Origin of the sequence: Virgibacillus sp. W0181 (assembly GCF_051846915.1) — a bacterium.
Taxonomy (GTDB): domain Bacteria; phylum Bacillota; class Bacilli; order Bacillales; family Amphibacillaceae; genus JBPYCR01.
The window spans coordinates 134,044-157,682 of record NZ_JBPYCR010000001.1; the positions used below are offsets into that span (position 1 = coordinate 134,044).

29 protein-coding genes and 1 pseudogene are annotated in these 23,639 nt (G+C 37.3%); all 30 read right to left on the reverse strand.

Annotation, left to right across the window (positions count from 1 at the left end):
- Positions 1 to 2 precede the first annotated feature (2 nt).
- A complete protein-coding gene (locus ACLIBG_RS00675) occupies positions 3 to 350 on the reverse strand; it encodes a hypothetical protein (RefSeq protein ID WP_061114366.1) in 348 nt (115 codons plus the stop codon).
- On the reverse strand, positions 347 to 778 hold the full coding sequence (locus ACLIBG_RS00680) for an HK97-gp10 family putative phage morphogenesis protein (RefSeq protein WP_061114367.1): 432 nt from the start codon (positions 776 to 778) through the stop codon (positions 347 to 349). The genes ACLIBG_RS00675 and ACLIBG_RS00680 overlap by 4 nt, the downstream gene beginning before the upstream one ends.
- A complete protein-coding gene (locus tag ACLIBG_RS00685) occupies positions 771 to 1,106 on the reverse strand; it encodes a head-tail adaptor protein (protein ID WP_061114368.1) in 336 nt (111 codons plus the stop codon). The genes ACLIBG_RS00680 and ACLIBG_RS00685 overlap by 8 nt, the downstream gene beginning before the upstream one ends.
- Before the next feature lie 3 nt (positions 1,107 to 1,109).
- The gene (locus ACLIBG_RS00690) at positions 1,110 to 1,418 is read right to left on the reverse strand and encodes a head-tail connector protein (RefSeq protein ID WP_061114369.1); all 309 of its coding nucleotides are present in this window, start codon (positions 1,416 to 1,418) and stop codon (positions 1,110 to 1,112) included.
- A 14-nt stretch (positions 1,419 to 1,432) separates the two neighbouring features.
- The gene (locus tag ACLIBG_RS00695; protein ID WP_061114370.1) at positions 1,433 to 1,660 is read right to left on the reverse strand and encodes a hypothetical protein; all 228 of its coding nucleotides are present in this window, start codon (positions 1,658 to 1,660) and stop codon (positions 1,433 to 1,435) included.
- 18 nt (positions 1,661 to 1,678) lie between these two features.
- Positions 1,679 to 2,875, reverse strand: a complete 1,197-nt coding sequence (locus tag ACLIBG_RS00700; protein ID WP_439310767.1) for a phage major capsid protein — start codon at positions 2,873 to 2,875, stop codon at positions 1,679 to 1,681.
- Between the two features lie 12 nt (positions 2,876 to 2,887).
- Positions 2,888 to 3,574, reverse strand: coding sequence for a head maturation protease, ClpP-related (locus ACLIBG_RS00705; RefSeq protein WP_439310768.1), 687 nt, complete (start codon positions 3,572 to 3,574; stop codon positions 2,888 to 2,890).
- Positions 3,543 to 4,826, reverse strand: a complete 1,284-nt coding sequence (locus ACLIBG_RS00710) for a phage portal protein (protein ID WP_439310769.1) — start codon at positions 4,824 to 4,826, stop codon at positions 3,543 to 3,545. The genes ACLIBG_RS00705 and ACLIBG_RS00710 overlap by 32 nt, the downstream gene beginning before the upstream one ends.
- Positions 4,827 to 4,886: 60 nt before the next feature.
- Positions 4,887 to 5,651, reverse strand: coding sequence for an endonuclease/exonuclease/phosphatase family protein (locus tag ACLIBG_RS00715; RefSeq protein WP_439310770.1), 765 nt, complete (start codon positions 5,649 to 5,651; stop codon positions 4,887 to 4,889).
- Positions 5,652 to 5,721: 70 nt separating this feature from the next.
- Entirely contained in the window at positions 5,722 to 7,320 is a 1,599-nt protein-coding gene (locus ACLIBG_RS00720; protein ID WP_439310882.1) for a terminase large subunit, read from the reverse strand.
- 68 nt (positions 7,321 to 7,388) lie between these two features.
- The gene (locus tag ACLIBG_RS00725) at positions 7,389 to 7,850 is read right to left on the reverse strand and encodes a gamma-glutamylcyclotransferase family protein (RefSeq protein ID WP_439310771.1); all 462 of its coding nucleotides are present in this window, start codon (positions 7,848 to 7,850) and stop codon (positions 7,389 to 7,391) included.
- Between the two features lie 45 nt (positions 7,851 to 7,895).
- Positions 7,896 to 8,795 carry an amidoligase family protein gene (locus ACLIBG_RS00730; protein ID WP_439310772.1) on the reverse strand — a complete coding sequence of 300 codons (900 nt, stop codon included), beginning with the start codon at positions 8,793 to 8,795 and terminating at the stop codon, positions 7,896 to 7,898.
- A 103-nt stretch (positions 8,796 to 8,898) separates the two neighbouring features.
- Complete coding sequence (locus tag ACLIBG_RS00735) at positions 8,899 to 9,126, reverse strand: DUF4314 domain-containing protein (RefSeq protein ID WP_439310773.1); 228 nt, start codon at positions 9,124 to 9,126, stop codon at positions 8,899 to 8,901.
- Entirely contained in the window at positions 9,123 to 9,773 is a 651-nt protein-coding gene (locus ACLIBG_RS00740; protein ID WP_439310774.1) for a virulence protein, read from the reverse strand. The genes ACLIBG_RS00735 and ACLIBG_RS00740 overlap by 4 nt, the downstream gene beginning before the upstream one ends.
- Positions 9,774 to 9,861: 88 nt before the next feature.
- Positions 9,862 to 11,100: a site-specific DNA-methyltransferase gene (locus ACLIBG_RS00745; RefSeq protein ID WP_439310775.1), complete on the reverse strand. Its 1,239-nt coding sequence runs from the start codon at positions 11,098 to 11,100 to the stop codon at positions 9,862 to 9,864.
- 62 nt (positions 11,101 to 11,162) lie between these two features.
- Positions 11,163 to 11,714, reverse strand: coding sequence for a P27 family phage terminase small subunit (locus ACLIBG_RS00750; protein WP_061114380.1), 552 nt, complete (start codon positions 11,712 to 11,714; stop codon positions 11,163 to 11,165).
- Positions 11,715 to 11,819: 105 nt separating this feature from the next.
- On the reverse strand, positions 11,820 to 12,185 hold the full coding sequence (locus ACLIBG_RS00755) for an HNH endonuclease (RefSeq protein WP_439310776.1): 366 nt from the start codon (positions 12,183 to 12,185) through the stop codon (positions 11,820 to 11,822).
- Between the two features lie 214 nt (positions 12,186 to 12,399).
- Positions 12,400 to 12,858 carry a hypothetical protein gene (locus ACLIBG_RS00760; RefSeq protein ID WP_439310777.1) on the reverse strand — a complete coding sequence of 153 codons (459 nt, stop codon included), beginning with the start codon at positions 12,856 to 12,858 and terminating at the stop codon, positions 12,400 to 12,402.
- A pseudogene (locus tag ACLIBG_RS00765) lies at positions 12,855 to 14,218 on the reverse strand (SNF2-related protein). Before ACLIBG_RS00765 ends, ACLIBG_RS00760 begins: the two are co-directional and overlap by 4 nt.
- Positions 14,215 to 14,505, reverse strand: a complete 291-nt coding sequence (locus tag ACLIBG_RS00770; protein ID WP_439310778.1) for a VRR-NUC domain-containing protein — start codon at positions 14,503 to 14,505, stop codon at positions 14,215 to 14,217. The pseudogene ACLIBG_RS00765 and the gene ACLIBG_RS00770 overlap by 4 nt, the downstream one beginning before the upstream one ends.
- 199 nt (positions 14,506 to 14,704) lie before the next feature.
- Positions 14,705 to 16,951 carry a phage/plasmid primase, P4 family gene (locus tag ACLIBG_RS00775; protein ID WP_439310779.1) on the reverse strand — a complete coding sequence of 749 codons (2,247 nt, stop codon included), beginning with the start codon at positions 16,949 to 16,951 and terminating at the stop codon, positions 14,705 to 14,707.
- A 6-nt stretch (positions 16,952 to 16,957) separates the two neighbouring features.
- Positions 16,958 to 17,833: a hypothetical protein gene (locus tag ACLIBG_RS00780; protein WP_439310780.1), complete on the reverse strand. Its 876-nt coding sequence runs from the start codon at positions 17,831 to 17,833 to the stop codon at positions 16,958 to 16,960.
- Positions 17,830 to 18,051 carry a hypothetical protein gene (locus tag ACLIBG_RS00785; protein ID WP_439310781.1) on the reverse strand — a complete coding sequence of 74 codons (222 nt, stop codon included), beginning with the start codon at positions 18,049 to 18,051 and terminating at the stop codon, positions 17,830 to 17,832. The genes ACLIBG_RS00780 and ACLIBG_RS00785 overlap by 4 nt, the downstream gene beginning before the upstream one ends.
- Positions 18,051 to 18,725 carry a Rha family transcriptional regulator gene (locus ACLIBG_RS00790; RefSeq protein WP_439310782.1) on the reverse strand — a complete coding sequence of 225 codons (675 nt, stop codon included), beginning with the start codon at positions 18,723 to 18,725 and terminating at the stop codon, positions 18,051 to 18,053. The genes ACLIBG_RS00785 and ACLIBG_RS00790 overlap by 1 nt, the downstream gene beginning before the upstream one ends.
- Before the next feature lie 88 nt (positions 18,726 to 18,813).
- A complete protein-coding gene (locus ACLIBG_RS00795) occupies positions 18,814 to 20,748 on the reverse strand; it encodes a DNA polymerase (RefSeq protein WP_439310783.1) in 1,935 nt (644 codons plus the stop codon).
- Positions 20,745 to 21,299 carry a DUF2815 family protein gene (locus ACLIBG_RS00800; protein WP_439310784.1) on the reverse strand — a complete coding sequence of 185 codons (555 nt, stop codon included), beginning with the start codon at positions 21,297 to 21,299 and terminating at the stop codon, positions 20,745 to 20,747. The genes ACLIBG_RS00795 and ACLIBG_RS00800 overlap by 4 nt, the downstream gene beginning before the upstream one ends.
- A 2-nt stretch (positions 21,300 to 21,301) precedes the next feature.
- The gene (locus ACLIBG_RS00805) at positions 21,302 to 22,432 is read right to left on the reverse strand and encodes a DUF2800 domain-containing protein (protein WP_439310785.1); all 1,131 of its coding nucleotides are present in this window, start codon (positions 22,430 to 22,432) and stop codon (positions 21,302 to 21,304) included.
- Positions 22,429 to 22,746: an rRNA biogenesis protein rrp5 gene (locus ACLIBG_RS00810; RefSeq protein ID WP_439310786.1), complete on the reverse strand. Its 318-nt coding sequence runs from the start codon at positions 22,744 to 22,746 to the stop codon at positions 22,429 to 22,431. The genes ACLIBG_RS00805 and ACLIBG_RS00810 overlap by 4 nt, the downstream gene beginning before the upstream one ends.
- A gap of 1 nt (position 22,747) precedes the next feature.
- Positions 22,748 to 22,951, reverse strand: coding sequence for a hypothetical protein (locus ACLIBG_RS00815; protein WP_008357760.1), 204 nt, complete (start codon positions 22,949 to 22,951; stop codon positions 22,748 to 22,750).
- A gap of 102 nt (positions 22,952 to 23,053) precedes the next feature.
- Positions 23,054 to 23,557 (reverse strand): RNA polymerase sigma factor, encoded by a 504-nt coding sequence (locus ACLIBG_RS00820; protein ID WP_439310787.1) that lies wholly within the window; start codon positions 23,555 to 23,557, stop codon positions 23,054 to 23,056.
- Positions 23,558 to 23,639 lie beyond the last annotated feature (82 nt).

A 23,639-nucleotide genomic window follows, 5' to 3' on the forward strand; every position in this document is an offset into this window, starting at 1 on the left:
AATCATTCCTCCATTTCAAATTCATAATATTTTGCTACATCAATAGCTAAATGATGGTAACCTGTATCATCTTCGTGACCAATATATCTTCTGTCGGTAATAACAAAGTCCGCACCCAAAAGAGTGCGGACTAAGGTATTTTTTATTGATGTATAATTCTTTTTTGAAAACAACGAAACCCTAACTTCTTGTACATCATACTTTGGAATATTATCTGCATGTAATTCAAACATATCAACGATTGGTGTGATTACAATGTATAAATCAGGAGCAGTATCTGAAAAGATACCTGTTTCAACTGGAATACCACATTGTTCCGCAATTTGAGTTACTTCGGCTAATACATTCATATGCTTTCCACTTCTTCTTCCAATTTTTTAATCATCGCATCCATACAAGGTTGCCTTGATGTTCTTCTTGCTGGTTTTAAAAATGGCTTTGCAGGTTGACCCGATTTTCCGTATTCGATTATATTAGCTAATTTAGCGTTGCTAACCCCATCTTTACGTGGTTCATTAAACCCTACTTTAACATTATGATTTCCTCTTCGGTCAACTAAGGCAGGTGATACTCCTAATGCAGATACCAACTCACCAGTTGATCTACTCGGAAGTTTTGTGTCCTTCCCAATAACCGAGCTTAAATTAGACTTCATTTTATCTAATACAATTTCTCCACCTGCTTCAAGAACCCTCGGAACGATTTCATCTGTTTTACTTCCCAATCTTGAAATCTTCATCAAGAATTCTTCTGGCATTTTAATATTAACTTTAGCCATCTGATGCCACCACCTTTTTTGTTAAAACCTCGATATACATATTTCTATTTTTCACATTATCAACGCTTACTACTTCATATCGCCCATCATCACATACAATAAACATTTTCGGTTTAATGGTTAAATCGGGAATGTTTCTAAAACGAAATAACGCATTCGCTTCAGAAAAGGCTGCCCTATTTGCCCAAGTCTTACTACCAAAGCGTTCTTCTTTGTATGCTGTCACAGATGCTAGGATTCTATCGGTTTCTTCACTGAAAGACTCTTCATCTTTTACAATTTCACGTGTTACGATATCGATAAATGTACGCATTTTACCAAAACTCATACGCTATACCTTCCAATCTCTATCTAGCCTTAATAAAAGGTTGACTGTTTTCCAAACTTGCTCTCCAGCAAGTGCGCTATCTGCGAAAAATCCACCTGTACTGCCATCTCGACTTTCGTAAAAGTGTGATGCCAACATGATAACCGCTTGTTCCGTTGTCGCGGGCATATTCTCATCTAAATATGTGCCTTCTTTAATATGTTGATAACTCTCTGCATAAGAAATGGCGGCAGTGATGTACATTTCTATTAAAGCATCATCTTTATCATGTTGGAGTATTAAATTAGCCTTTACTTTTTCTAGTAATGTCATCACTTTCGACACCTTTATTCTTCTGACATATAACCAGATGTTTTTAATTTCGATAGTAATGCATTAAAATCCGCAACTAAGTCTTCTATTGTTTCTGCTGTACTATCCGATTGATTTGCCATTTTTTCATTTGAAGAAGAAGGAAGGCCAGTGACCTTCGCCCCTTCTTCAATAACAAGTTCCCCGCCAATCACCGTTTTTTCTCCGCCTTGTTCCGTATAATTCTTAGCGTTATACCCCATCGCATTCTACTCCTTTATTTATTTTTGTTGTAAGACTTTAATTGCTTCTGGCAAAATCAACTTTCCATCGACACGTTGACTTGCTAGGAAACCAACTTGCCCTGTTGTTGCAAAAAGTTCGTTTAAACGCTTGAATGAACGACCTTGTCTGTCTGCAATCCAATAATATCCGAAATCACCAAAGGCAATAGACTTTGCTTTCGTTTCAATAGTCGGTGCATAAGCTGAAGTGAATACTGGACGATTCAATAACGTATCTGGTGTACCGGCAGTTAGTGATGGTTGCCATAAGTACTGACCTTGACCATCTTTTAATTTTCGAATTGCTTTTATTGTTGCATCATTCATAATGAATACAGCATTTTTACGATATGGTGCTTTTAAAGAGTAAACTAAGTCAATAATTTCATCTGCAGTAATAGCTGTTGCTGATGTGGCAGTAACTCCTAATTCTGCACCACCAGTATCATTAAACACTCCAGTCGGCTTTCCTGCTCCATCACCCACAAGAAACGCTTCTTCTTCTTTTGCTCCAATTCTTCGAGCAAATTCAGTTGAAATGTAATTCTCTAAATTAAATACACTATCGTTCAATAATTCATCCGAAACTTTAATCATTGTACCTAACTTATAAGCACTGATTGAAGTCTGTCCAAACACTGAATCGCTTTCTTCAAATTCTTCTCCTTCATCCAACCATGCCGCTGAACCTTTAGTAGTGACAACTGGAATTTTACGATCGCCACTGGACGTTTTTACAATCTTAGCAAATTTTCGGAATACGTTCTCTTCTTCTAATGACTGTACAAGTGTACGCTCGAATTCATCGGGAACTAAAAATCCTCCTTCTGAATCTGTTCCCACTGATAGTGAGTTCATAATTTCTTGTGTTGGATTTTTACTTCTCATCGCATTCCAGAATGCCTTTGTATAACCTTCAGAAGCTCGTCCACTCTTTGTTTCCATTCCTGGAACAGATGGATTTCCAATGATAGGTGTATTTATTGGACGATTTAATTCTGCATCTAAAGCCTCTTGCCGTTCTAATCGTTGAATTTCTTTGCCTAAATTCATAATATCCTCTTCCATACGATCATACATCTGTGCATCTTCAGCCGATACCAAACCATCACTTCCACGTTTAGTATCTAAAAAAGTTTTAGCAGCCTCCCATGCTTTTGCTCTTTTCTCACGTAATTCTAAAATTTTATTCATATTGGTTTCCTCCTAATATTTCAATAAATTAAGCCGCTCATAAAGCGGATCAACCGATTGACCTTTTTGTGGTTTTTGTATCTTGTTTATTAATGAATTTGTTACTGCTCGTCTACTAAAAACAAAGCTGTTCTCAGGTTGGTTTTCATCTTTACTATTTGCGAACATAATGGCATCCGCAAATCCGAGTTCAATTGCTTTATGTGCATTAAGCCACGTTTCAGCATCCATTAATTCGGATAGTTTATTTCTTGATAAACTTGTTTTAATTTCATATGCGTTAATAATGCTTTCTTTTACTTCGTCAAGCATATGCACCGTCTTTTTCATTTCTTCACTATCACCAATTGCGACAGTAAATGGATTATGAATCATCATTAGGGACGTTGGTGACATTTGAATTTCAGTGCCTGCCATCGCAATCACAGATGCTGCCGATGCGGCAATCCCATCAATTTTGACAGTGACATCACCTGGATATTCCATCAACATGTTGTAAATTTGCGCAGCTGCAATACAATCACCCCCTGGCGAATTAATCCAAACTTCAATATCGCCTTTGCCTTGCACGAGTTCTTCCCTAAAGGCAGATGGTGTGACTTCATCATCAAACCAACTCTCCTCTGCTATTGCCCCATATAAATGAAGGGTTCGATTATCAGTTTCATTATTCTTTGTCCAGTTCCAAAACTTCTTCATCTTTGGTTTCCTCCTTTTCATATTTCTTTGCAAACACACCTGCGTCTTGAAGTTTCGTCATATTCCCATTGATTAAATATAAATCTCCTCCAAGTTCATCCGGTATTCGGTCTAAATTCTCAAGTTCACGAATGTCATTAGCACTCATCCAGCCATTTTGCCTCGCTGTTGCATAGCCACTCATTCGTGAAGCATAATCACCTCTAAGCAATCCATCCACATTAAATTTCACAAAGTATGCTTTCTTTTCACTTTTAGTAAACAGTGAACGACTAATTGCTTGTTCCCACCGAATAACCCATGGATCAAGTGTGTATTTAACGAATTCTAACGATTGTTGCTCTATATTAGAAAAGCTCGACTTTTCCAAGTCACCTACCATGTGAGGTGGCACTCGGAAAATTCGAGCAATCTCGTTAATCTGAAATTTTCTTGTTTCTAGAAATTGTGCTTGATCGGGTGCAATTGCGATTTGTTGATACTTCATCCCTTCTTCTAATACAGCAACTCGATGGGCATTACTTGAACCTTGATAAGCTTTATTCCAACTATCCTTTACTCTTTGGGGGTCCTTGATAGTTCCCGGATGTTCTAAGACACCACCTGGTGCCGCTCCATTAGCAAAAAACTTTGCACCATATTCCTCAGTTGCCATTGCTAGACCCACTGCATTTTTAGCCATCGCAATTGGTGAATATCCAACTAAACCATCAAAACCAAGTCCGGGTATATGAAGTACATCTTCAGCTTTTAATGCAACGGATGTATTCTCTGAATCAGTCATTTCATCAAATGTCTTTGTGTATAAATAATACAGATTACCCCTTGCATCTCTTTCGACCGACATTTTATTTGGCATTAGTGGGTATAGTGCAATAACCTCACCTTTTCCATTGCGAATAATTTGTGCATACGCATTTCCCCATAATAAAAGATGAGTCATTAATGTTTCTCTAAACACAAATGAACTCATCTCAGGGTTTGGTTCGTCATGAAGTAAAAAATAAAGTGAATGGGATATTGCCTTTTCTTTTCCACCTGTATCTGTATATTTATATAAGTGCAGTGGTAAACCTGCTACAGCTTCAGCTAATATTCGTACACATGAATACACTGCAGTCATTTGCATTGCTGTAAATTCATTAACAGATTTTCCACTACTAGAGTTTCCCAAGAAAAAACTATAACTGCTTCCAAACGAATAGTTTTGTGGTTTATCTCTCGCTTTAAAAAGATTTGAAAACCACCTCATAAGAATATCACCTCCTAAAACAGACATGAAAAAGCACCTCAATTGAGATGCTTAATTAATTTATAATTTAATGTTTGCTTGCAAAATTGCGTGGTCGGGATAACCTTTCAAATCTGACTTGTAATCTTCTGGTTGCAATGCTCCATAACCATTTTCTTCATTAACAAAATCCCATATATAACTAACGTTATCTAATTCGATGTCCCTTGTAATAAAATGGTCAATCAATGACTTATAGACTTTGTGTCTGCTCTTACCCACATGACTCCATGTGTCTGGATTTTTGAATCCCCCCGAATACCATGGTGTATAAAATTGATAGTTGTCGGGCTTTAATCTCCACGTTCTCATTATATACGAACTCCACACATTAAAATCGCCAGCACATACAGTAGCACCTTCAATTTTTTCTAAGTGGTTTTTTAATGTGTTAAATTGTTCCTTCTTAAATAACTCTTTTCCGTCTCTTATTCTTGAACCAACTATTGTTATTTTTTTATTATTAATTTCAACTTCTATTTCTAAAAAATTAGGTTCTTCATTACCATGTGGGTTATTCATTGCTTCAATAACTTTAATACTATTGGAGTGTGATATGATTTCATTTTTTACGCCAATCAATATTTTGTTTTTTTCTTTTCGAATTTTGTTATAAAAAATAGTATAGTTAGATTCTTTAAGGCTTTCTATCAACCCATCATCTACACTAGAAAATTCCGTAAGTATTACAATATCAACATCTTTAATTATTGTTTGGGAAACAAACTTTGGCACTTCATAATTTGTGTTACTCCGTCCATTTATATTCCATTCTATGATTTTCATGTTTTCTCCTAGGCGATTAGTTTTATCAATTATATATTAACAAAACATTTAATGATTTACACGTTATTAATTAAAAAACAATCAATCCCCTACCATCATAAACAGAATCACGGGATCCACTTCTTCTAATTGCTCGGTCAAGTGCCATAACCGTTGCCACTGCTCCGTCAATTTTCTCAGTGGATTTTTCTTTATCGGGTTTAATGTTCCCAGCAGGGTCAGTTCGCACATGGATATTATCCATCATCCAACGTAAAACTGGATGCCCACCATGAGCAAGCTTTTCTTCGAGCGTCAATTTCATTAATTCTTTTGATGATGGGCTCATATCTTTAAAACCTTGCCCAAATGGAACAACTGTAAAGCCTAATCCTTCAAGATTCTGCGTCATCTGAACTGCACCCCAACGGTCAAATGCAATTTCCTTTATATTGTATTTCTTTCCTAATTCTTCGATGAACTTTTCAATATAAGCATAGTGAACAACGTTTCCTTCCGTTGTTTGCATATGACCTTGTTGTTCCCACACATCATAGGGTACTCTGTCCCTATCCACACGTTGTCTGATGTTTTCTTCTGGTATCCAAAAGTATGGCAATATCACATATTTATCATCTTCATATTCTGGTGGAAAGATTAAAACAAATGCTGTGATATCTGTTGTCGATGATAAGTCTAAACCCGCATAGCACTCTCTACCAATTAAACTTTCAGGGTCAACAGGCAAACCACATCTGTCCCACTTTTCCATTGGCATCCATCTGACAGATTGCTTTACCCATTGATTCAATCGTAACTGCCTAAACAAGTTCTCCTCAGCTGGGTTTTGTTTGGCACTTTCACATGCTTGTTCAACCTTTTCAATATCAACTGTAATTCCAAGTGATGGATTTGCCTTCTTCCAAACTTCAGGGTCTGTCCAATCATCATCTTCCTCTGCGCCATAAATAACAGGATAAAAAGTTGGATCTATCTTTCTTCCTTCCAATACATCTTTTGCTTTTTGATGTACTTCGTAACATATTGAATGTTGGTCATTTCCTGCAGTTGTGATTAAGAAGTACAATGGTTGCTTCCTTGCGTCCCCTGAACCATGAGTCATAACATCATATAACCTTCGATTCGGTTGTGCATGAAGCTCATCAAATACAACCCCATGAACGTTCAATCCATGTTTTGTATAAGCTTCTGCAGATAGCACTTGATAAAAACTACCCAATGGTTTATAAATCAATCGCTTTTGTGAAAGGACTGGTTTAAATCGTGCTTTAAGTGCGGGTGACTGTTCCACCATATCAACTGCAACATCAAATACAATTGATGCTTGTTGCCTATCCGCAGCACATCCATACACTTCTCCACCATGTTCAAAATCACCACATGTTAAAAGTAAGGCAACCGCAGCGGCAAGTTCTGACTTTCCTTGTTTCTTAGCTATCTCAATATAGGCAGTATTAAACTGTCGATAGCCATTAGGCTTCATCGTCCCAAACACATCTCGAATAATCTGCTCCTGCCAATCTATCAAGTCAAAGTTTTTTCCGAACCATTCACCCTTTGTATGCTTTAAACAGTTAATAAAGTTTACTGCCATATCAGCAGCATCTTTGTCATAATACGATTGTTCAGCTTTAAAAATCGTAGGCTTATACACTTCTAGTTTTCTAATAACACCCACCTCCCAAATAAAAAAGAACCCCTGTATAGAGGTTCCAGTAATCTGTTAATGTAGCTTAATTATTCTTCCGTTTTACTTTCTTCCAACAGTTCCACCGAATTATTAACAGCTTTACGTAAATATTCAGCATCAAACCCTGCACTTTGATAGCCTTCTAGAATGGTTGAATAATAATAACAGCTTGGTTGTTCAAGCGGTCTGCCTTCATTCATAATATAGACCATCGCATTTACTGTCTTTTTATCGACTTTAACTTTCATCATTTCTTTTCTATATAGATGGGGCCATCCTTCATAACGGTCAAGTGCCTTTTCGTCATTAGGCGTAATCTGCCACACAAGGGCCGGAACGCTTTCTCCCTTGCATGGTTCAACCGTTGCAACAGCATGCGCGTGTGGCCCCCTAAAAGTGAGTTTGTGGTCCTTTATTTCACTTGTTCCTACTACCTTTGCAGTTGGACATCTGTTTGCCATTTGCTCTAGATTTAAATTTGATCCGTAAGCAATATATAATTTACCCATCATGTCAATCCTTTCACAATTTACTTTAGAATGATTCCGAGTGGCTTATCCTACCCGGAATCTCCATGCTGCTGAGCCTGACAAAGGCTTGGTTAAGTGTGCCCTACAGTTTGCGAACTCTTCTCCAATCAATCCGATTCGATTGAGGTATGTTCGCATGGCAAATTTTTCATTTTCAACTTGGGGTTTTTTCGATGAAGCGCTTTTCTGTGTTAATGCTTGATTGTTGATTGCTAGGGATAAAACTATGAAGCTTCTTATTTTCCCTGCGTGAAGGACACTGTTAAAGCCTCGTAACTCAACCGTTCGGTTTCTTCTAAAAAAGCTGTGTAGGTTTAAAAAATGGTATCGGCTATTATGGTAGTGTCTACTTCTGCTTTCGCCATAGCCTTCATACCAAATGTCCTCAATTTCTCGCATCGTCTTTGGCTTTTTCCGATTCATCTTTTCTACTAAAATGTCATCCATCCGTTTGCAATAACGCATTCTCTCATTCTTGATTTCTAGTGCCTTGTAAAACAAATCGTTCCTACTTGCGATGATGTTTACAAAGTTTCGTATGCTTCTTGGTGTATGTGGGCTCCCATCTAAGTGAATGTGAATTCCACAAGATGAATTGGTAAAGGCTCCCGCTTTCCGTATCCTTCGAACAAGCTCCTGTAAAGTATCAATGTCTTTTCGGTAGGTTAGAATTGGGCTTACAATTTCAACACTGTAATCTCTGTTTGCGTTAACCCTTCTGCCACTTCGACTAACTTGTGTTCGAATACTTCCGTCATAAGTGAATTCCCAAATGCGTCCGTCTGGAGCTTTTACTTTCTTTACATCGTAGTATGTTCCACCTTCGATGTATTCCCCCTTAAGAAACTTTGCTGCTACCTTCGCTGCTTTTTCTCTTGTGATTCCTGTGAATTCAATTTCAATTCCAAACTTTGCGTTTAACATTTTATCATCCTCTTTTAGAGTGTATGTGTGTTTTCGTTACATACATATATCACTCTAAAAGCCTTATATAGCAAGTGTTATCTACACTTTTTTGAATGTATTTTTATTGTTCGATGATTAGACACTTATCAACTCCAAATACAATTCCGAGTGAACTTCCTTTATCCCATTTTATGTGTATTGTTCCTATATCATCGACATAAGAAACAGTTCCTTCATCACCTGAGATAAGATTTGAATATGGATCATCCATTTCAATCAAGCATACTCTTGTTCCAGGCTGATATTGCTTTTTTAACTTGGTCAGCGATTCTTTTGTTATGTTGTTCATGAAGCCTCCTCCATCTTTTTTGCTCTTTTAAATGAAGAATCACCTGACAACTTTGACATCAGAAGCTTTCTATCAGATTTATATTCATTACCGATAAAATTCAGTTTTAACAAGAAGCATCGAAATGCATATTTTTCATTTTCGACTTGTTTTTCAACTGCTGTTACTCGTTTTTGCTTTAGAGCTGTTTCACATAGTGCGACAATGAATTTTGTGTATGTTTCTAGTTCATCAGATGTTAATTCTCTTTCAAACCAAGGAAAGCTTATACGATCGTCTTCTAGTTCAATTTTAGTTGTTTTAATAGCTAGTGCTCGCTTAATTAATGTACGTTTACTTTGAATCAGTTTTTTTAAATTTTCGATTGTTTGTTCATCAAAGGCTTCCCGCGGGTATTCGATAGAAAGGATATAAGTTTCTAGTTTCTCATCCTGCGGTGCTTCAAAGCTATGTTCACTTTTCAACGTTTGGATTAACTCGTCATTAGGTGGTCCTTCCAATGTGCCAAACCTATCAACTACATAATCTCCAATCTGATATGCAAAGCTTGGTGTTCCTTTGTAATCAAAAGGAATATTCAAATGTTCGCTTATTGCTTCCACTAACTTTTTCCGTTCTTTTCCCTTCACATTAAATTTTACAATCATTTTTCATTCCACCTTTCAATTTTGGTACATACATATATCACTCTAAAAGGTGTTTATATCAAGTGTTTTGAACAGTTTACAATAAATTTTAAGCACTCTTACTCACTTCAAGTTCGCTATAAGCAATCTTTTTATTATTTCGAATCACATACACATCTTCATCTGTTCCAACTTGTTCAATGTATCTTTTTGCAATCACATCACAAAACTTTTCATCCAATTCAATCATGTAACATATTCGGTCAGTTTGTTCCGATGCGATTAATGTCGAACCAGAACCACCAAACGGGTCTAGTAGAATACTGTTTGTTAAACTTGAATTCATTATTGGATAAGCAATTAAGGCAATTGGTTTCATCGTTGGATGGTCGGCATTTCGTTTTGGTTTATCAAACTCCCAAATAGTCGATTGTTTTCTATCCGAATACCAAAGATGTCTACCTTTCTTTTTCCATCCAAATAATATCGGCTCATGTTTCCACTGATAAGGTGAGCGACCAAGTACAAGCGATTGTTTCTTCCATATACAAGTTCCAGATAAATAAAAACCAGCTTTCTCAAATGCTCTGCGGAAGTTAAGCCCTTCTGTATCCGCATGAAACACATAAATGCTACCATCTTTCGCAAGTGCATCTTCCGTGTTCGTAAAAGCATCCAATAAAAACTGGTAAAATGTATCGTTATTCATATTGTCATTTTTAATTTTTCCCGCACTACCTTCATAATCAACATTATAAGGTGGATCAGTGACAACCAAGTTCGCCTTTTTATCCTCCATTAACTTATCAAAGGTTTCTTTTTTCGTACTATCCCCACATACAAGTCGGTGTCTACCTAAAAGCCACACATCACCTTGCATCGTTATTGGTGGGTTTTGAAGTTCTTCATCGACATCAAAGTCATCATCTTCTACTCCATCTCGAAGTGTATCTTTAAACAAATCGTCAATTTCAGCAGCATCAAAACCTGTCAGTGAAACATCAAAGTCAGCAGCATCTAAGTCTGTCATAAGTACTGCTAGTTTTTCCTTATCCCAATCACCACTAATTTTGTTCAGAGCAACATTCAGTGCTTTTTCTTTTTCTTCGTTTAATTCAACTACAACACATTCGACTTCAGTTCTTCCCATGCCTGCCAAAACTTTTAATCGTTGATGCCCACCAACTACTCTTCCAGTTGTCTTGTTCCAAATGACGGGATCAACATATCCAAACTCTTCAAGTGACCGTTTAATTTTTTCATATTCACTATCGCCAGGTTGTAAATCTTTTCGTGGGTTATAATCGGCAGGAATTAATTGTTCAACTTTAATTTTTTCTACAATCATATATACACACCTCATCTATCTATAAATCGTTACAGGAGTACTCGCCCGCTACGATTAATTTTTTATTTGCCTTTACGCATCGTTAATAAGCGCTCCATCATATCATCTTGTGGATTCGCACCAATGAATTCTGTTGCACTGTTTTCTCTTATAATTTGATAAATTTCAAGCCAGAGTCGATTGGTTTGTGTCATAAAGTTTTGACTCATAGCAACATACGGGCTTTGCATAGCATTTCCTGTGGTTGGATGTTTTGCTAAAAAGCCAAACTCTGTCACAGCTGCCTCGCACTGCATCCATCTTGCTGCACTCATTGCATACCTTTCTAAAAGTTGCGGCATGATTAAATGAGCACAGTCCCTTTCATTTAACCAATTCCACGTTTCTTCATAAATTTCTGCCGCTTCAAGAGTTGAACCGTCCTTTTCAGTGGCAGATAGCATCTCCCTTGGCGGTGGCATTTCTTGTCCTTGAAGGTCTGGCGCATGTGTAAATTCAAGCACTTCTAATTTTCGTCTACCTGGATTTCCATCTTCTAACTTCTCATATAATGGCTTTCTTTTTCGTCCAGAACCAACCCGAGCACCGCCTCTATTCGTACCATCCTTGGCCATTTCAACACCTCATTTCTTCTCGCCCCCTATATACCCTCTTTGAAATCGCGACTTTTTGCGTGACGCTCCCCGCCCGTTGTCCACATAATAAGTTGTAGAGATTGATTACCCCCTACCCCTTCGCCAACGATCACCATCTCGTGCGGTAATCGATGAGTGACAAGGTGTGCAAACAGACATCAGATTGCTTTCGTCATGCGTTCCACCTCTTGACAGCGGTAGGATGTGGTGTACTTCTTGCACTGGAGTCAGCTTCCCGTTTCGCTTACATTCCTCGCAGAGCGGGTTCTTTGCAACATAACGATCACGTATCCTTTTCCATGCACGTCCGTATCGCTTGGCGGTGTTTGGATCACGTTGATACTTTTCATATCTTCTCGCCTCAGCCTTCCGGTGTTCATCACAGAAGCGTTCATGCGTTAACTCAGGACATCCTGGCTGTGAACAAGGTCGCTTTGGTTTTCTCGGCATAACTTTCACCTCCAAACAAAAAAGCCCCCGCAGGATTTCTCCCACGAAGGCTCGCAATATTTTGTCTATATTAATACCATAACATGCTCAAAGTCAAAAAGCGTCCGCAATATTACTCACTTGAATATTCAAAAGTCAAATCTATTTCCCTTTGATACTTTTTCCATACTACCACTATAACCCGCTCAAACGGTAAATGCATCCACGATATTACTCACTTGCCATAAAGCAACAACGTTAGCCTTTCCAATGCTCTATTCTTTTTGTTGTAGGCAGATGACCTCTCAATCTTAAAGTAATCACAAATCGTATGCACAGCTTCGGTTCGTCTTTGGTCTTCCACCATATAAAATTCATACAGAACAAACTGTTCATCTTCGGTTAACTCATCCCAAGCAGGCTGGAACCAATTCATATATTCAATGGCTTGTCTTAGCCTTTCTTTCAGCACATCAATTTTATCTATGCTATAAGCAATACGGTTTTCATTTGCTTTTGGATTGTGTACAGACGGCATGCCATCATTCACTGGTGCGCTTGGGGACATCATTCCATCATGAAGGATTGCAATATCATCATCGGTATTATCAATAATATGTTTCATGCTATTGTAATCTTTTAGCACGTCAATCGTTGCTGCTCGTTTATCTAGGTAGTGCCATACAATATTCATACAAGAATTCCCCCTTTTAACGTTGCCTTCACCGCATCAATGAGTGCTGACTGCGTATTATTCTTTTTATTTAAAGCATCCATCACACGCTCGTCCATTGTATCTTTTGTGATTAAATGATGAATAATTACTGTCTCTGTTTGCCCTTGCCTATACAGCCTCGCATTTGTTTGTTGATAAAGTTCTAAGCTCCAAGTGAGTCCAAACCAAACGAGTGTTGAACCACCTGCCTGTAAATTCAAACCATGTCCTGCGGATGCGGGATGGATTGCAGCAATTTGAATCTTTCCCTCGTTCCATTTTTTAATCGAATCACTACTTGTTAAAACTTCTACCTTAAATTGGTTTTGTATTCGGAGCAGGTCGTGTTTAAACCAATAAGCTATTAATACTGGTTTACCATTCGCCGCTTCAATGATATCTTCTAGCTTTTCGAGTTTTCTGTCATGTATTTGAGTAACAGAACCGTTATCATCGTAAACTGCACCATTTGCCATTTGAAGAAGTTTATTTGATAAAGCCGCTGCATTTGAAGCGGTTATGTCCTCCCCTTTTATCGTTGTAATCAAATCACGTTTCATGACATCAAGCGTTTCTTTTTCTTTCTGATTTAACGAAACAGGCATTTCATTCATGACTAAATCGGGTAGTTTTAAATAGTCCGTCCCTTTCATGCTGATAGTGATATCGCTTATTTTTTCATATATCGCTTCTTCTGCCCCTGGTTTTGGTTTATATGAAAAAATCATATGTTGATTTCTTTTGTCAGGATCAAAGTACGATTCTCTAAAACGTCCGATGAATTTCCCTAATCTTTCACCCATATCAAGTAATCGGTACTCCGCCCATAAGTCCATTAAGCCATTCGATGAAGGTGTTCCTGTTAAACCAACGATTCTTTTTATATTCGGTCTTACTTTCATCAAACTTTTAAATCGTTTTGATTGATGAGATTTAAAAGAGGATAATTCATCAATAACGACCATATCAAAATTAAAATCGATACCACTTCTAGCAATCAACCATTCTACATTTTCGCGGTTAATAATATAAATGTGCGCATCTGAATATAATGCTTCTAATCGTTCTTTCTCTGTTCCAACAGCAACTGCATAAGTTAATCCTTTCAAGTGACTCCATTTTTCAATTTCTTCTGGCCACGTATTTCTAGCAACTCGAAGCGGTGCGATAACTAAAACCCGGTGAACTTCAAATCGCTCTAACACCAATTCGTATATTGCACTTAGAGTTATGATTGTTTTTCCTAACCTAAGCCCATATCCAAAAAGATAGCGGAGATAGGATTTTGTTCAATGTAGCTAATTGCATATCTCTGGTAATCGTGTGGTATGAACTTCATTCGGCATCACTCCCTATCATTTCATCAATTATTTTTTTAATTTGTTGTACATCATCTAATACAAAAACTTGAAATCCTAGCTTTTTTAATAATCTATGCCTTGATAGTTGAATAGGCCTTGGTTTTTCTCCTTTTCTTTTCACTTCTACAAAACTAACCTTTCCCTTTGGAAGTAGAACAAGTCTATCTGGCATACCGATAAAACTTGGACAAGTCATTTTCAAACATAAGCCTTTTCTAGCTTTTATTTCATTTACTAATTTTTGTTCGATTAATTTCTCCTTCATAGACATTCACCTTTTGGGAATTTTCGGATTAACCATAAATCCTTTATTCATCAATGTTTCGGGTGGGTGTTTAGCAATTTATTTTAATTTAGTGTAAGTCTTTGATAGTCCTTTATATAACTTATTTATATATACTATTTTAAAAAATTCATATATAAAAAGTTATAATATAGACCTTATTAGACCTACACTTTTTAGTTTAAAGGAATTCAGATTTCAGCTTTAACCCCTTGATAATGACGCCTTTACTCGTTCTTTTCCGTTCAAATTCCCTAGCGTCTAAAGCCGTATAGAAATCAGTTGTACTTCTTGTAAACTCTCCCATTCGAAAACAAAATGCACGATATTCATCATAAACTTCCCCTGACTTTTCAGTGTAGGTTTCATCAAGTTCACAACATTCATCAAGGAAATGTTGGAGCCAGTTATTGTTTTCTTTATACAAGTCAATCGCATCTTGAACTTTTTTGGGCGGTTTAAGCTTATAATTGTCATCAATAATCTTTTTCGCACCTTCAATAATCCACGTTAAAATTGCTCCTCCTGCATGTTCAATCAAATAATCAGTGTAATTTTTGATGTCACTGTTTCCAGCAATTTTCGCTTCAAAAGGAATCACGATCAACCTTCGCCACGTTCCCTCATCCAATGCACCAACCTTTGGAAGGTGATTGGTATATAAGACAAGCGTATGGCTTGGCACATATTTAAACGGATCTTTATACTTTTTCTCTGCCGTTATTTCATCAGTGGAACATAGTTGCTTAATATTAGATGTATTTAATCGCATACCTTCTTCCAATTCAGCAGCAATCAATAATCTTTTTCCTTTTGCTTCAGCAAGTTCCGGCTTTACATTTCTCCTATAGCCAACCGTTAAAATATCGGCAGAGATACTACCACTATACGACCCTAGTACTCTAGCGATTGCGTTCCAAAAGGTCGACTTCCCGTTTCTACCTTCACCGTAGGCTATAATTAACGCTTCAAAGTACACAACACCAATTGCAGACAAACCGACAATTCTTTGGACATATTCAATTAATTCTTGATCATTACAAAAGAAAACATTCAATGCCTCTAGCCATTTGTCCATTCCTTCATCACTTGGTGTCACTGCGGTTTGCTTTGTTATAAAGTGGTGTGGGTCAGGCATCATCTCGGAAAACAAACCTAAGCGTAAATCAAACGTTGCGCTTGGGGTATTTAACAGAAAACCATCTATATCAAGTTCTTTAGGCAAAATTTCAAGCATTGGTCTAGCTTCTTTTAACGATGCCGATATTTTCCTTGAATCCCTTCTTTGAATAACATACTTGCTGTAAGCCAGTGCTTCTTCATATCGTTTAAGTGATTTTCCCTGTTCTGCATTTAAAAACTGAGCCGCCTTTTTCAATCCTTTGTCCATCACAACATCTAGTGCTCCGTTTTCAGACATCTCATTTAAAGCTAGGTTAACCTCCGTTTCAGCCTCTTTTAGTTGTCTGGCTGTAAGGTCTTGTGCAACAGCTTGTGCTTTGGGTTTAGACTCTTCCCAATATCCACCGTTATATACTAAAAAATCAGTTGCAGGAGAGTATCTTAAAATGCTTTTATATTCATCAGACAAAACGGTTGCTTGACCAACATCAGAAAAGTCCAGTGGCTTAAGAAGCAACCCCTGTTCATAATCTTCCGGTGGAATATAATCATCTTGTGACGCAATTCTCTTTCCGAAATTCACAGCACTATTCCAAATCATATCTAGCTCATCTGCATCTAATGGCGGATTACATTTATCTGCTTGTTTAAGAAACAATGCATAGGCCTCTTCTGTATTACCAAAACGAACAATAACCCGTCCCGCATACCTAGACATGGTGGTATTTCTCGAGCCTTCTTGAATTTCTTCCGTTGCATCATCCCAATCCTCAAAGCTCGCCTCATTTAGGACATCTTCTAAATTTCTATTTCCGTCATATATTTCTACGTTTGGTGTGTTAATTCCAAAGATGAACCTAGCACTATCAAGTGCATTTGTATCAAAATAAGGGAATTTATCGGCTATTTTCTGTTTCATATTCGTATATTCCGTAGCATCTCTTATCTCTGTAATCATGAAATATACGTGGAAACGTGGACGTGCTGACTTACTTCCCTTTTGTTTCATATGGTTTCGACTGTACACTGCAACAAAAGGAACATCTTCAAATGTAGCAGCAACGTCACTTGGAACTACCCACTCATGCGGATTATCTGAATGGTCATTATCGCAATCAAGCACAACGTTATCTGCCTGAATAAAGTTAGCGTTAGAACGATAATTATTCTTATATTTTGCAGATACATGATCTGTTTTAATCGCATCTTCCATCGATTGTTTGTCCGTAACAATTATTTGATGAGGGTAAACACAATTTGATAGATTCCCCGTACAATCTGCTGTATATAAAGTAAATTCAATCATTTAGGTTCACTCCTCTGTAAATCTGTATTCTTTTGGACAATATAAAGCAGGATTATTTCGTTCTCTCCCTTTTTTATATGGTTTAATCCATATACGTTTACCACATTGATATGTTCTCCAATGACCTGCAACACCCCAAACAGACAGTGTAATTTGATGCTTATTGTGTTCAATTGTTACTGGGTCATCCTCATCTGTGACGATAGTTATTATTCGCTGAACTTTAGCAATTCGATTACCACCATCTGTTTTTTGGTTTCTTTTTCCAGCCATTTCATTTCGTGAATAGTCATTTTTAATTTTTATAAGTTCAGGGCGATTACTCATTCGATATTGAATTCCGCGCCAAAGATATGCTAACCAATGTGATAATCCTGTAATACTTTCAAAGTCGTGGAAGAATGTCCCATCTTCATCTATCACATATGGAACAGCATGAAAACCTGCATCGCCATTGTCATATAATAGAATAATTCCAACATTATTAGCTCCAGCACCACTTCCATTAGAGTCATGTAACAAAAGTTTACAAATAACACAATCATCATCTGCGATAAATAAGGCCTCCAAACCGTAAATATACATATCATTGCGATACGGATGCGTAGGTTGAGCAATTTTTTCAACTTCACTACCATCACTACCAAAAAGAATACAGGCACTGAAAACAGACAGTGCCGCACTTGCTGGTGATATCGGTTGACAGACTTGTCCTACATCGTGCAGTTCTTGTGCTACTTTTTCTGTTAAATCCATAAAGTCAGGTTCTGACATAATCGTTTTTCTACCCGCTACTTTATAAGCTAATGATTCCATTTCATCAAATCCTACAATACGTACAGCCGCATCCCACACTTCTTTTGGTGCTGAGTTTGTTTTCATAAACTTTCTACCTCCCTGCCGTGAAACCTTATCTTCTTACTACAATCATTGCAATAAACCGATGTGCTATAAAGATCACCTTCTCCATCGCAAAAAACCGCTGCAATATCTACCGACACTTCAGTACTGCACATAGGACAATGGCAAAATACATTTTCATCAGTTATCTCAATAGATACATCCATTGCGTCATTCAAACTTTCTTTCACATAAAACATTATGATTGGCCTCCTTCATTTTCTAATTTCATTTTGTACCATTCTAAATGGCGTTTTCTTTGTTGATATTCAGGAACAGCAACTAATAAGCCGACATCTACCTTTTGTAAAGTTTCAAGCATGTATATCTGTTCGTTGGTTAAATAAGGTCGGATACTTTTACCCTTTTCAATACCATTCGCTGTTCTGAATTGCTTTGCTGACATTCCTATAACAATTCGATTTAACATATCGCACTCATTACTAAAGTGATATGGTTTTGGGTTTTCGTGAAGTAGCTTTATATTTTCCGTCAGTAATGGAAATTCCTTACGAGCAGCAACAAGCGATGTAATAAACTCTTCCATCTCATTAAATCTACGAATATATAACTCTTTAAATTTCATTGCTTTCTTTCCCGTATAACCCATGACAAGCATCGTAAATCCATCACGAGTCATTGCGTAACAAGGCAGTTTTCTACCTGTGCTATCCTTATATTTACTGAGCGAAAAATTGGATTTAATAAATTCTTCACTCAATCCAGATTTGGTGTCAGTGATTTTTGCAATATCACGTAACACATGGAAATGTTCCTTTTCAAAAAACTCTGCTACAAACAAACTGTCTACCCTTGCCGTATCCTTGGTATCGGCAAATACACCATATTCATCTTTTGGTATTAATTCTTTCATTGAAAGAACCTCCTACAAATAGTTGTAGAGTAAATAAATTTACCCTCACCTATATGCGAAGAAAAAGGGGTATTCGAACCCCTCTAAATTAATCTTTTTTATAGAAGTTTGTATCAAATCCATCCGCACGTAATTCCAACGTATCTGCCCAAGGTGGAGATACGCTCATTAAATCACTGATATATTCGACCGTTACATCGTTTGGTGCTTCAATGACAATTTCATCATGTACATGCATGACAATACGAAAACCTTCATCATGAACACGTTGCAAAGCAAAACACAATAAATCTCTTGAGACAGCCTGGACAATGTTCTCGACAAACTTGGGACCATAGCTGAAAATCCGCTCCCACTTCTTTGTCGCACCAATACCTTCATAAGAAACAGATTCATTTCCAAAACTATTTATCCCTATTCTTGGCTTTACATAAGAGAGCCATCTACCTGAAGGTAAACCAATCAGCAACATGCCGCTTTGATATTCAAACTTAATTCCATGGGTCATGTGTGCTTTTCGTTGTCTCACAGTTTCTTTTGCTGCACGATCAACATCCCACCAAAATTTCACTATTTTTGAATTTGACTGCCGCCACACATCAACAAGTGGCTTTAATTCCGATTCTTCCAACCCCATGCTGGTTGCCCCCATCGATTTCAATGCACCGATAGAACCTCCATAACCAAGCGCTAATTCAGCAATTTTACCTTTTTGTCTAAGTGGACTATCCTTAGTAATCTCATCCAAGGGAACTTTAAACATTTGAGAAGCAGATGCTTCATAGATTTTTCCGTGTGATGCAAACACTTCATTTCTCCATGTTTCTCCTGCAATCCAAGCAATCACGCGAGCTTCAATTGCACTAAAGTCAACGATTATGAAGCGATTGTTCCGAATAGGAACAAATGCGGTCCTTATAAGCTGAGAAAGTACACTCGGAACAGATTCATATAAAATTTGTAAGGCTTCAAAATTACCTTGTTTCAATAAAGCACGTGCTTCGTCTAAATCGGATATATGGTTTTGCGGTAGATTCTGAACTTGAATTAACCTTCCTGCAAATCTACCTGTACGATTTGCACCGTAAAACTGAATCAATCCCCTCGCTCGTCCATCACGACAAACGACATTTTCCATAGCCGCGTATTTTTTCACGCTTGATTTTGCGAGTTGTCTTCTCAGTTGAAGCACTTCTTTAATTTCACCTTCATTACTTTCAATTAAATGAGTTACTGCGGCCTTATTTAAACTGTCTGTTTCTACACCTTTTGTTTGTAACCATTCACGCATTTGTTTAACAGAGTTCGGGTTTTCTAGCTTAGTAATTTCCTTCATACGACTGACTAACTCGCCGCGAATTAAATCATCACATTTAATAGCCTGAGCAACTAACTCCAAATCTAGCTTTATTCCCCTATCATTAATTAACTGATCTAGAAGATAGTTATCCCATTCTGCTTCGGGCATCGGAAATTTTGATAGTTTATCTTGTATCGCAATTTCGGTTTCTACATCACGTTTGTTATATGCTTTAAAACTGTCCCATCGATTAGGATCATGTTCTTTTAAATTTCTCGTTCGACCACCATTTGTTTTTGTTGGCCTACAAGGAATGGAGAAAAAACGAATTAAATCTTTACCTTCCGACATTTTTTGTTTATCCGCTCCCGTTACCATTGCAGCACCTTCTAAAGATAGCGGTAAGCCTAAATAAGCAGACCACACCATTGTGCATCGCCAATCTACAGGTGATAAATCTTGCTTAAAATGTTTACTTAAACAAATCCGTTCAAACTGAGCATTAAAGGCCCATTTTGTTATATCTTTATTAAATATTGCTTGTTCAATTTTAGGCGGAATAGACTCGCCATTCGCTAAATCAATGACATGAACAGGTCCACTATCCACACTGTAAGCAAATAGCATTACTTCAAAATCATCTGCCTCCACATAGCGATAGACCCCGCTTTTAGCGAGGTCCACACTACTATATGTTTCAATATCAATATTTATTGTTTTCATGATAAGAAGTCATCATCCACATCAGTAGCGAAATCTACCGATGCATCTGTTCGACCACCTAATGGCTCCCCATCACGAATCTTTTGAATGTTACCAAGGCCACAAGCAACTCCCCGGTTACCATTAGAGTTAAATGCGTAAAAGTTAATGCTTACACGGGCATATACACCTGAGTAAACTTCCGAACGCTCTAAAATCGGATTAATATCGGCATCGACAATCTGTGGTGGTGTAATGCTATTTGCATTAACAAAGAAACTATCTGCATACGCTTCATCATCTGAACGGTCAATATCTCCATCACGAAGAGGTAATTTTAACGATGCCTTGTTTGGAATCTTCCCACCAAACTTTCCGCGCCCTTCTTCAATTGCGGCATCTACTGCTTTTTCAATTGCTTCTAAAGTTTTCGTATCACTTTTTGGAATAATCACACTCACGCTATATTTTTCTTTTCCACCATTAATTGACTTTGGCTCCCACACATTTGCATAAGATAAACGTACTACCCCTGTAATTACTTTTGTTGGATTTTTTACTGTTTTCGACATAATTATTTCTCCTCCATAAATTCATTTTTTGCTGTTAATATATTTATTTCTGGACGCTTATCCGATACCGGAACAAGCGTTGGTTTTCCGCTTGGCTTAATAATAAAATCAGCAAGCACTTCATTAAATTTCTTTTTACCCATCAATTTTTCCATGTTGGTTATCGTAAGCAGACTTTGCTTGTAAATATCTTCATAGCCTGCCTTCTTTGCGGCTTCAGCTACCGCTTCTTCATCTGCATATTTACGATTAGACCGACCTTCTACAACTTTAAAACCTGCCCACTGTTTTCCTTGCTGAATAGCAGCATTCGTTGCATAAGCAAATATTTCATTTGCCCATTTAGTAAGGTCATTGACATGAAGTAAAATTTCAGCTATTTCATCATCTGTTAATAAAGGCGGCTTTTTAAATTCAAATTTTGCTATTTTCAAATTTTCTTCCGCCCTTGCTCTGCACTCCACAGATGCCCTACAAAATCTACACCAGTCACCAGGGTTAAATTCACCATCTCCATTAAATGCTAAATCAGCTTTTGGTTTAAGTGTGCCTTCCGCCCATTCTATTAGACTAGTTTTGGTTATTTCAAAGGTTGAGATGTTTTCACGTCTTGGTTGATAGATGGTCATTTTCACTGCATCGATATCATAAATTGCATCAAATAGATTAAGTGCCCCTAATGCATAAAGCATCATTTGCGGATTATTTTCCGCTTCAACTAAAACACCTTGTCCATATTTAAAATCAATAACATGAACCACATCATCTGCAACAATTACACAGTCACCTGTTCCAAAGCCTTCTGGGACATAATTTGAAAAATCCAACCGCTGTTCAATTAAAAGAAGTGGATCTTTCGTTACTTGTTTTACTGCCGCTAGTTCTTCAAAAATAAACTGGACATATTCATCGGTATAACGATCCATCTCTTCAGAATCATAAACAGATGTTGGTTTCTTCGTTGAGACCTTTAATGCGGCTCTAAGCTTATGTTCTCCCAGTTCATGAGCGGCTGTCCCTTCCTTAGCCGCTTCACCACTAGAATCTTCAAACTCTAATTCAAGGCGAGCCGATGGAGTACAATTCATCCATCGATGTGCCCCTGAAGCGGATAAAATAGCATGTTTCGTCATTGCAATTCCTCCGCATCTTTCATCAATGCTTCATAGTCTTTTTCTTCAATTTCACTCAACTTAGTCGCACCGTACTTTTCAAGTAGCTTTTTGATATCTGCTGTAAAGCCTGCTTGGCTCTTTTGTGCCAATAATGTACGAACTTCTTCAAGCGATATTTTTTTCTTTTTCGGCTTTGCCTTCTTCACTGGTGCTTTTTCTTCTGTTCGTGGTGATTCTTCATTACTCGCTAACACTTCAGCAATCGTCTGAAGTGAGCCAGCTAAATTTTGTAAATCAGTGACTACATCAAGTAGTAATTTTGTTCTGCTCATATTAAGCCTCACCGCCTTTCCGAGTTTCTTTTATTTCAACAGTTTCTACTGAGTCGCCAGGTGTGATAACAAGCAGATTTACTTTTTTACCAAACAATAAATCTAGCATTCGGCTACGTACAGTTTTACGTTTACCTTCAACTACTCTTGTTTTCTCACCATTTTCATCTTTAACATTGATGATTACCTTGTGTTTTAGACTCATCTGAAACACTCCTTTCTAAGGGTTTTATTTCGTCCCTTACTAGTAAGCGAAAAATAATGCCCTTTCGAACCCCTTTTTTAAAATAAAATTTAAAAGGCTCAATTAAGAGCCCTTTCCTATCAGTTTTTCTAATCTTCTGTATATTTTATTTAAACGATTTCTGATAGCCGCTTCAGTCACATCTTCTTCGGCTGCAATCTCAACGTTTGTTTTTTGTTCATAAAATTTCTTTTGTACCGTTCTCAGTTGTTTATCTGTTAACTTCCCCATTGCTTTGTGCAATTGTTCGATTAACTTTTGTTTCTCTTCGCAGTTCTCCATTTCCAAAATCTCATTAAATGGATCTGCATCCCAATCTGCTAAAAATTTATTGTGCTCAGCTTTTGATTCTCCATTTTCATCTACATAAGAATCAAGATTACAAGCAATTCGATAATTATAGCGGCGACCTTCATCTACTTCTCTATCATCTTCAGAATGTAAAATCTCAATGTCAATCTCTGTTACACCATTTTCACCTGGTATGATAGTTGCTATCTTTTTACCTCCTGAATAGTAAATATAAGACTCTCTCTTCTCTTGGCTTGTTTTGTACTTTTTTGTCATTGTTTGGCATCCTCTCCGCCAATTTGCGGAGGGCAAAGGATGCAAACAATGAAGAACTTGTCCTTTAGTAACCTGACCTTTA

Coding starts and splice junctions, on each gene's coding strand:
- ACLIBG_RS00675 (WP_061114366.1), bottom strand. CDS start 350: ATGAATGTATTAGCCGAAGTAACTCAAATTGCGGAACAATGTGGTATT.
- ACLIBG_RS00680 (WP_061114367.1), bottom strand. CDS start 778: ATGGCTAAAGTTAATATTAAAATGCCAGAAGAATTCTTGATGAAGATT.
- ACLIBG_RS00685 (WP_061114368.1), bottom strand. CDS start 1,106: ATGAGTTTTGGTAAAATGCGTACATTTATCGATATCGTAACACGTGAA.
- ACLIBG_RS00690 (WP_061114369.1), bottom strand. CDS start 1,418: ATGACATTACTAGAAAAAGTAAAGGCTAATTTAATACTCCAACATGAT.
- ACLIBG_RS00695 (WP_061114370.1), bottom strand. CDS start 1,660: ATGGGGTATAACGCTAAGAATTATACGGAACAAGGCGGAGAAAAAACG.
- ACLIBG_RS00700 (WP_439310767.1), bottom strand. CDS start 2,875: ATGAATAAAATTTTAGAATTACGTGAGAAAAGAGCAAAAGCATGGGAG.
- ACLIBG_RS00705 (WP_439310768.1), bottom strand. CDS start 3,574: ATGAAGAAGTTTTGGAACTGGACAAAGAATAATGAAACTGATAATCGA.
- ACLIBG_RS00710 (WP_439310769.1), bottom strand. CDS start 4,826: ATGAGGTGGTTTTCAAATCTTTTTAAAGCGAGAGATAAACCACAAAAC.
- ACLIBG_RS00715 (WP_439310770.1), bottom strand. CDS start 5,651: ATGAAAATCATAGAATGGAATATAAATGGACGGAGTAACACAAATTAT.
- ACLIBG_RS00725 (WP_439310771.1), bottom strand. CDS start 7,850: ATGGGTAAATTATATATTGCTTACGGATCAAATTTAAATCTAGAGCAA.
- ACLIBG_RS00730 (WP_439310772.1), bottom strand. CDS start 8,795: ATGTTAAACGCAAAGTTTGGAATTGAAATTGAATTCACAGGAATCACA.
- ACLIBG_RS00735 (WP_439310773.1), bottom strand. CDS start 9,126: ATGAACAACATAACAAAAGAATCGCTGACCAAGTTAAAAAAGCAATAT.
- ACLIBG_RS00740 (WP_439310774.1), bottom strand. CDS start 9,773: ATGATTGTAAAATTTAATGTGAAGGGAAAAGAACGGAAAAAGTTAGTG.
- ACLIBG_RS00745 (WP_439310775.1), bottom strand. CDS start 11,100: ATGATTGTAGAAAAAATTAAAGTTGAACAATTAATTCCTGCCGATTAT.
- ACLIBG_RS00750 (WP_061114380.1), bottom strand. CDS start 11,714: ATGGCCAAGGATGGTACGAATAGAGGCGGTGCTCGGGTTGGTTCTGGA.
- ACLIBG_RS00755 (WP_439310776.1), bottom strand. CDS start 12,185: ATGCCGAGAAAACCAAAGCGACCTTGTTCACAGCCAGGATGTCCTGAG.
- ACLIBG_RS00760 (WP_439310777.1), bottom strand. CDS start 12,858: ATGAATATTGTATGGCACTACCTAGATAAACGAGCAGCAACGATTGAC.
- ACLIBG_RS00770 (WP_439310778.1), bottom strand. CDS start 14,505: ATGAAGGAGAAATTAATCGAACAAAAATTAGTAAATGAAATAAAAGCT.
- ACLIBG_RS00775 (WP_439310779.1), bottom strand. CDS start 16,951: ATGATTGAATTTACTTTATATACAGCAGATTGTACGGGGAATCTATCA.
- ACLIBG_RS00780 (WP_439310780.1), bottom strand. CDS start 17,833: ATGAAAACAAACTCAGCACCAAAAGAAGTGTGGGATGCGGCTGTACGT.
- ACLIBG_RS00785 (WP_439310781.1), bottom strand. CDS start 18,051: ATGTTTTATGTGAAAGAAAGTTTGAATGACGCAATGGATGTATCTATT.
- ACLIBG_RS00790 (WP_439310782.1), bottom strand. CDS start 18,725: ATGAAAGAATTAATACCAAAAGATGAATATGGTGTATTTGCCGATACC.
- ACLIBG_RS00795 (WP_439310783.1), bottom strand. CDS start 20,748: ATGAAAACAATAAATATTGATATTGAAACATATAGTAGTGTGGACCTC.
- ACLIBG_RS00800 (WP_439310784.1), bottom strand. CDS start 21,299: ATGTCGAAAACAGTAAAAAATCCAACAAAAGTAATTACAGGGGTAGTA.
- ACLIBG_RS00805 (WP_439310785.1), bottom strand. CDS start 22,432: ATGACGAAACATGCTATTTTATCCGCTTCAGGGGCACATCGATGGATG.
- ACLIBG_RS00810 (WP_439310786.1), bottom strand. CDS start 22,746: ATGAGCAGAACAAAATTACTACTTGATGTAGTCACTGATTTACAAAAT.
- ACLIBG_RS00815 (WP_008357760.1), bottom strand. CDS start 22,951: ATGAGTCTAAAACACAAGGTAATCATCAATGTTAAAGATGAAAATGGT.
- ACLIBG_RS00820 (WP_439310787.1), bottom strand. CDS start 23,557: ATGACAAAAAAGTACAAAACAAGCCAAGAGAAGAGAGAGTCTTATATT.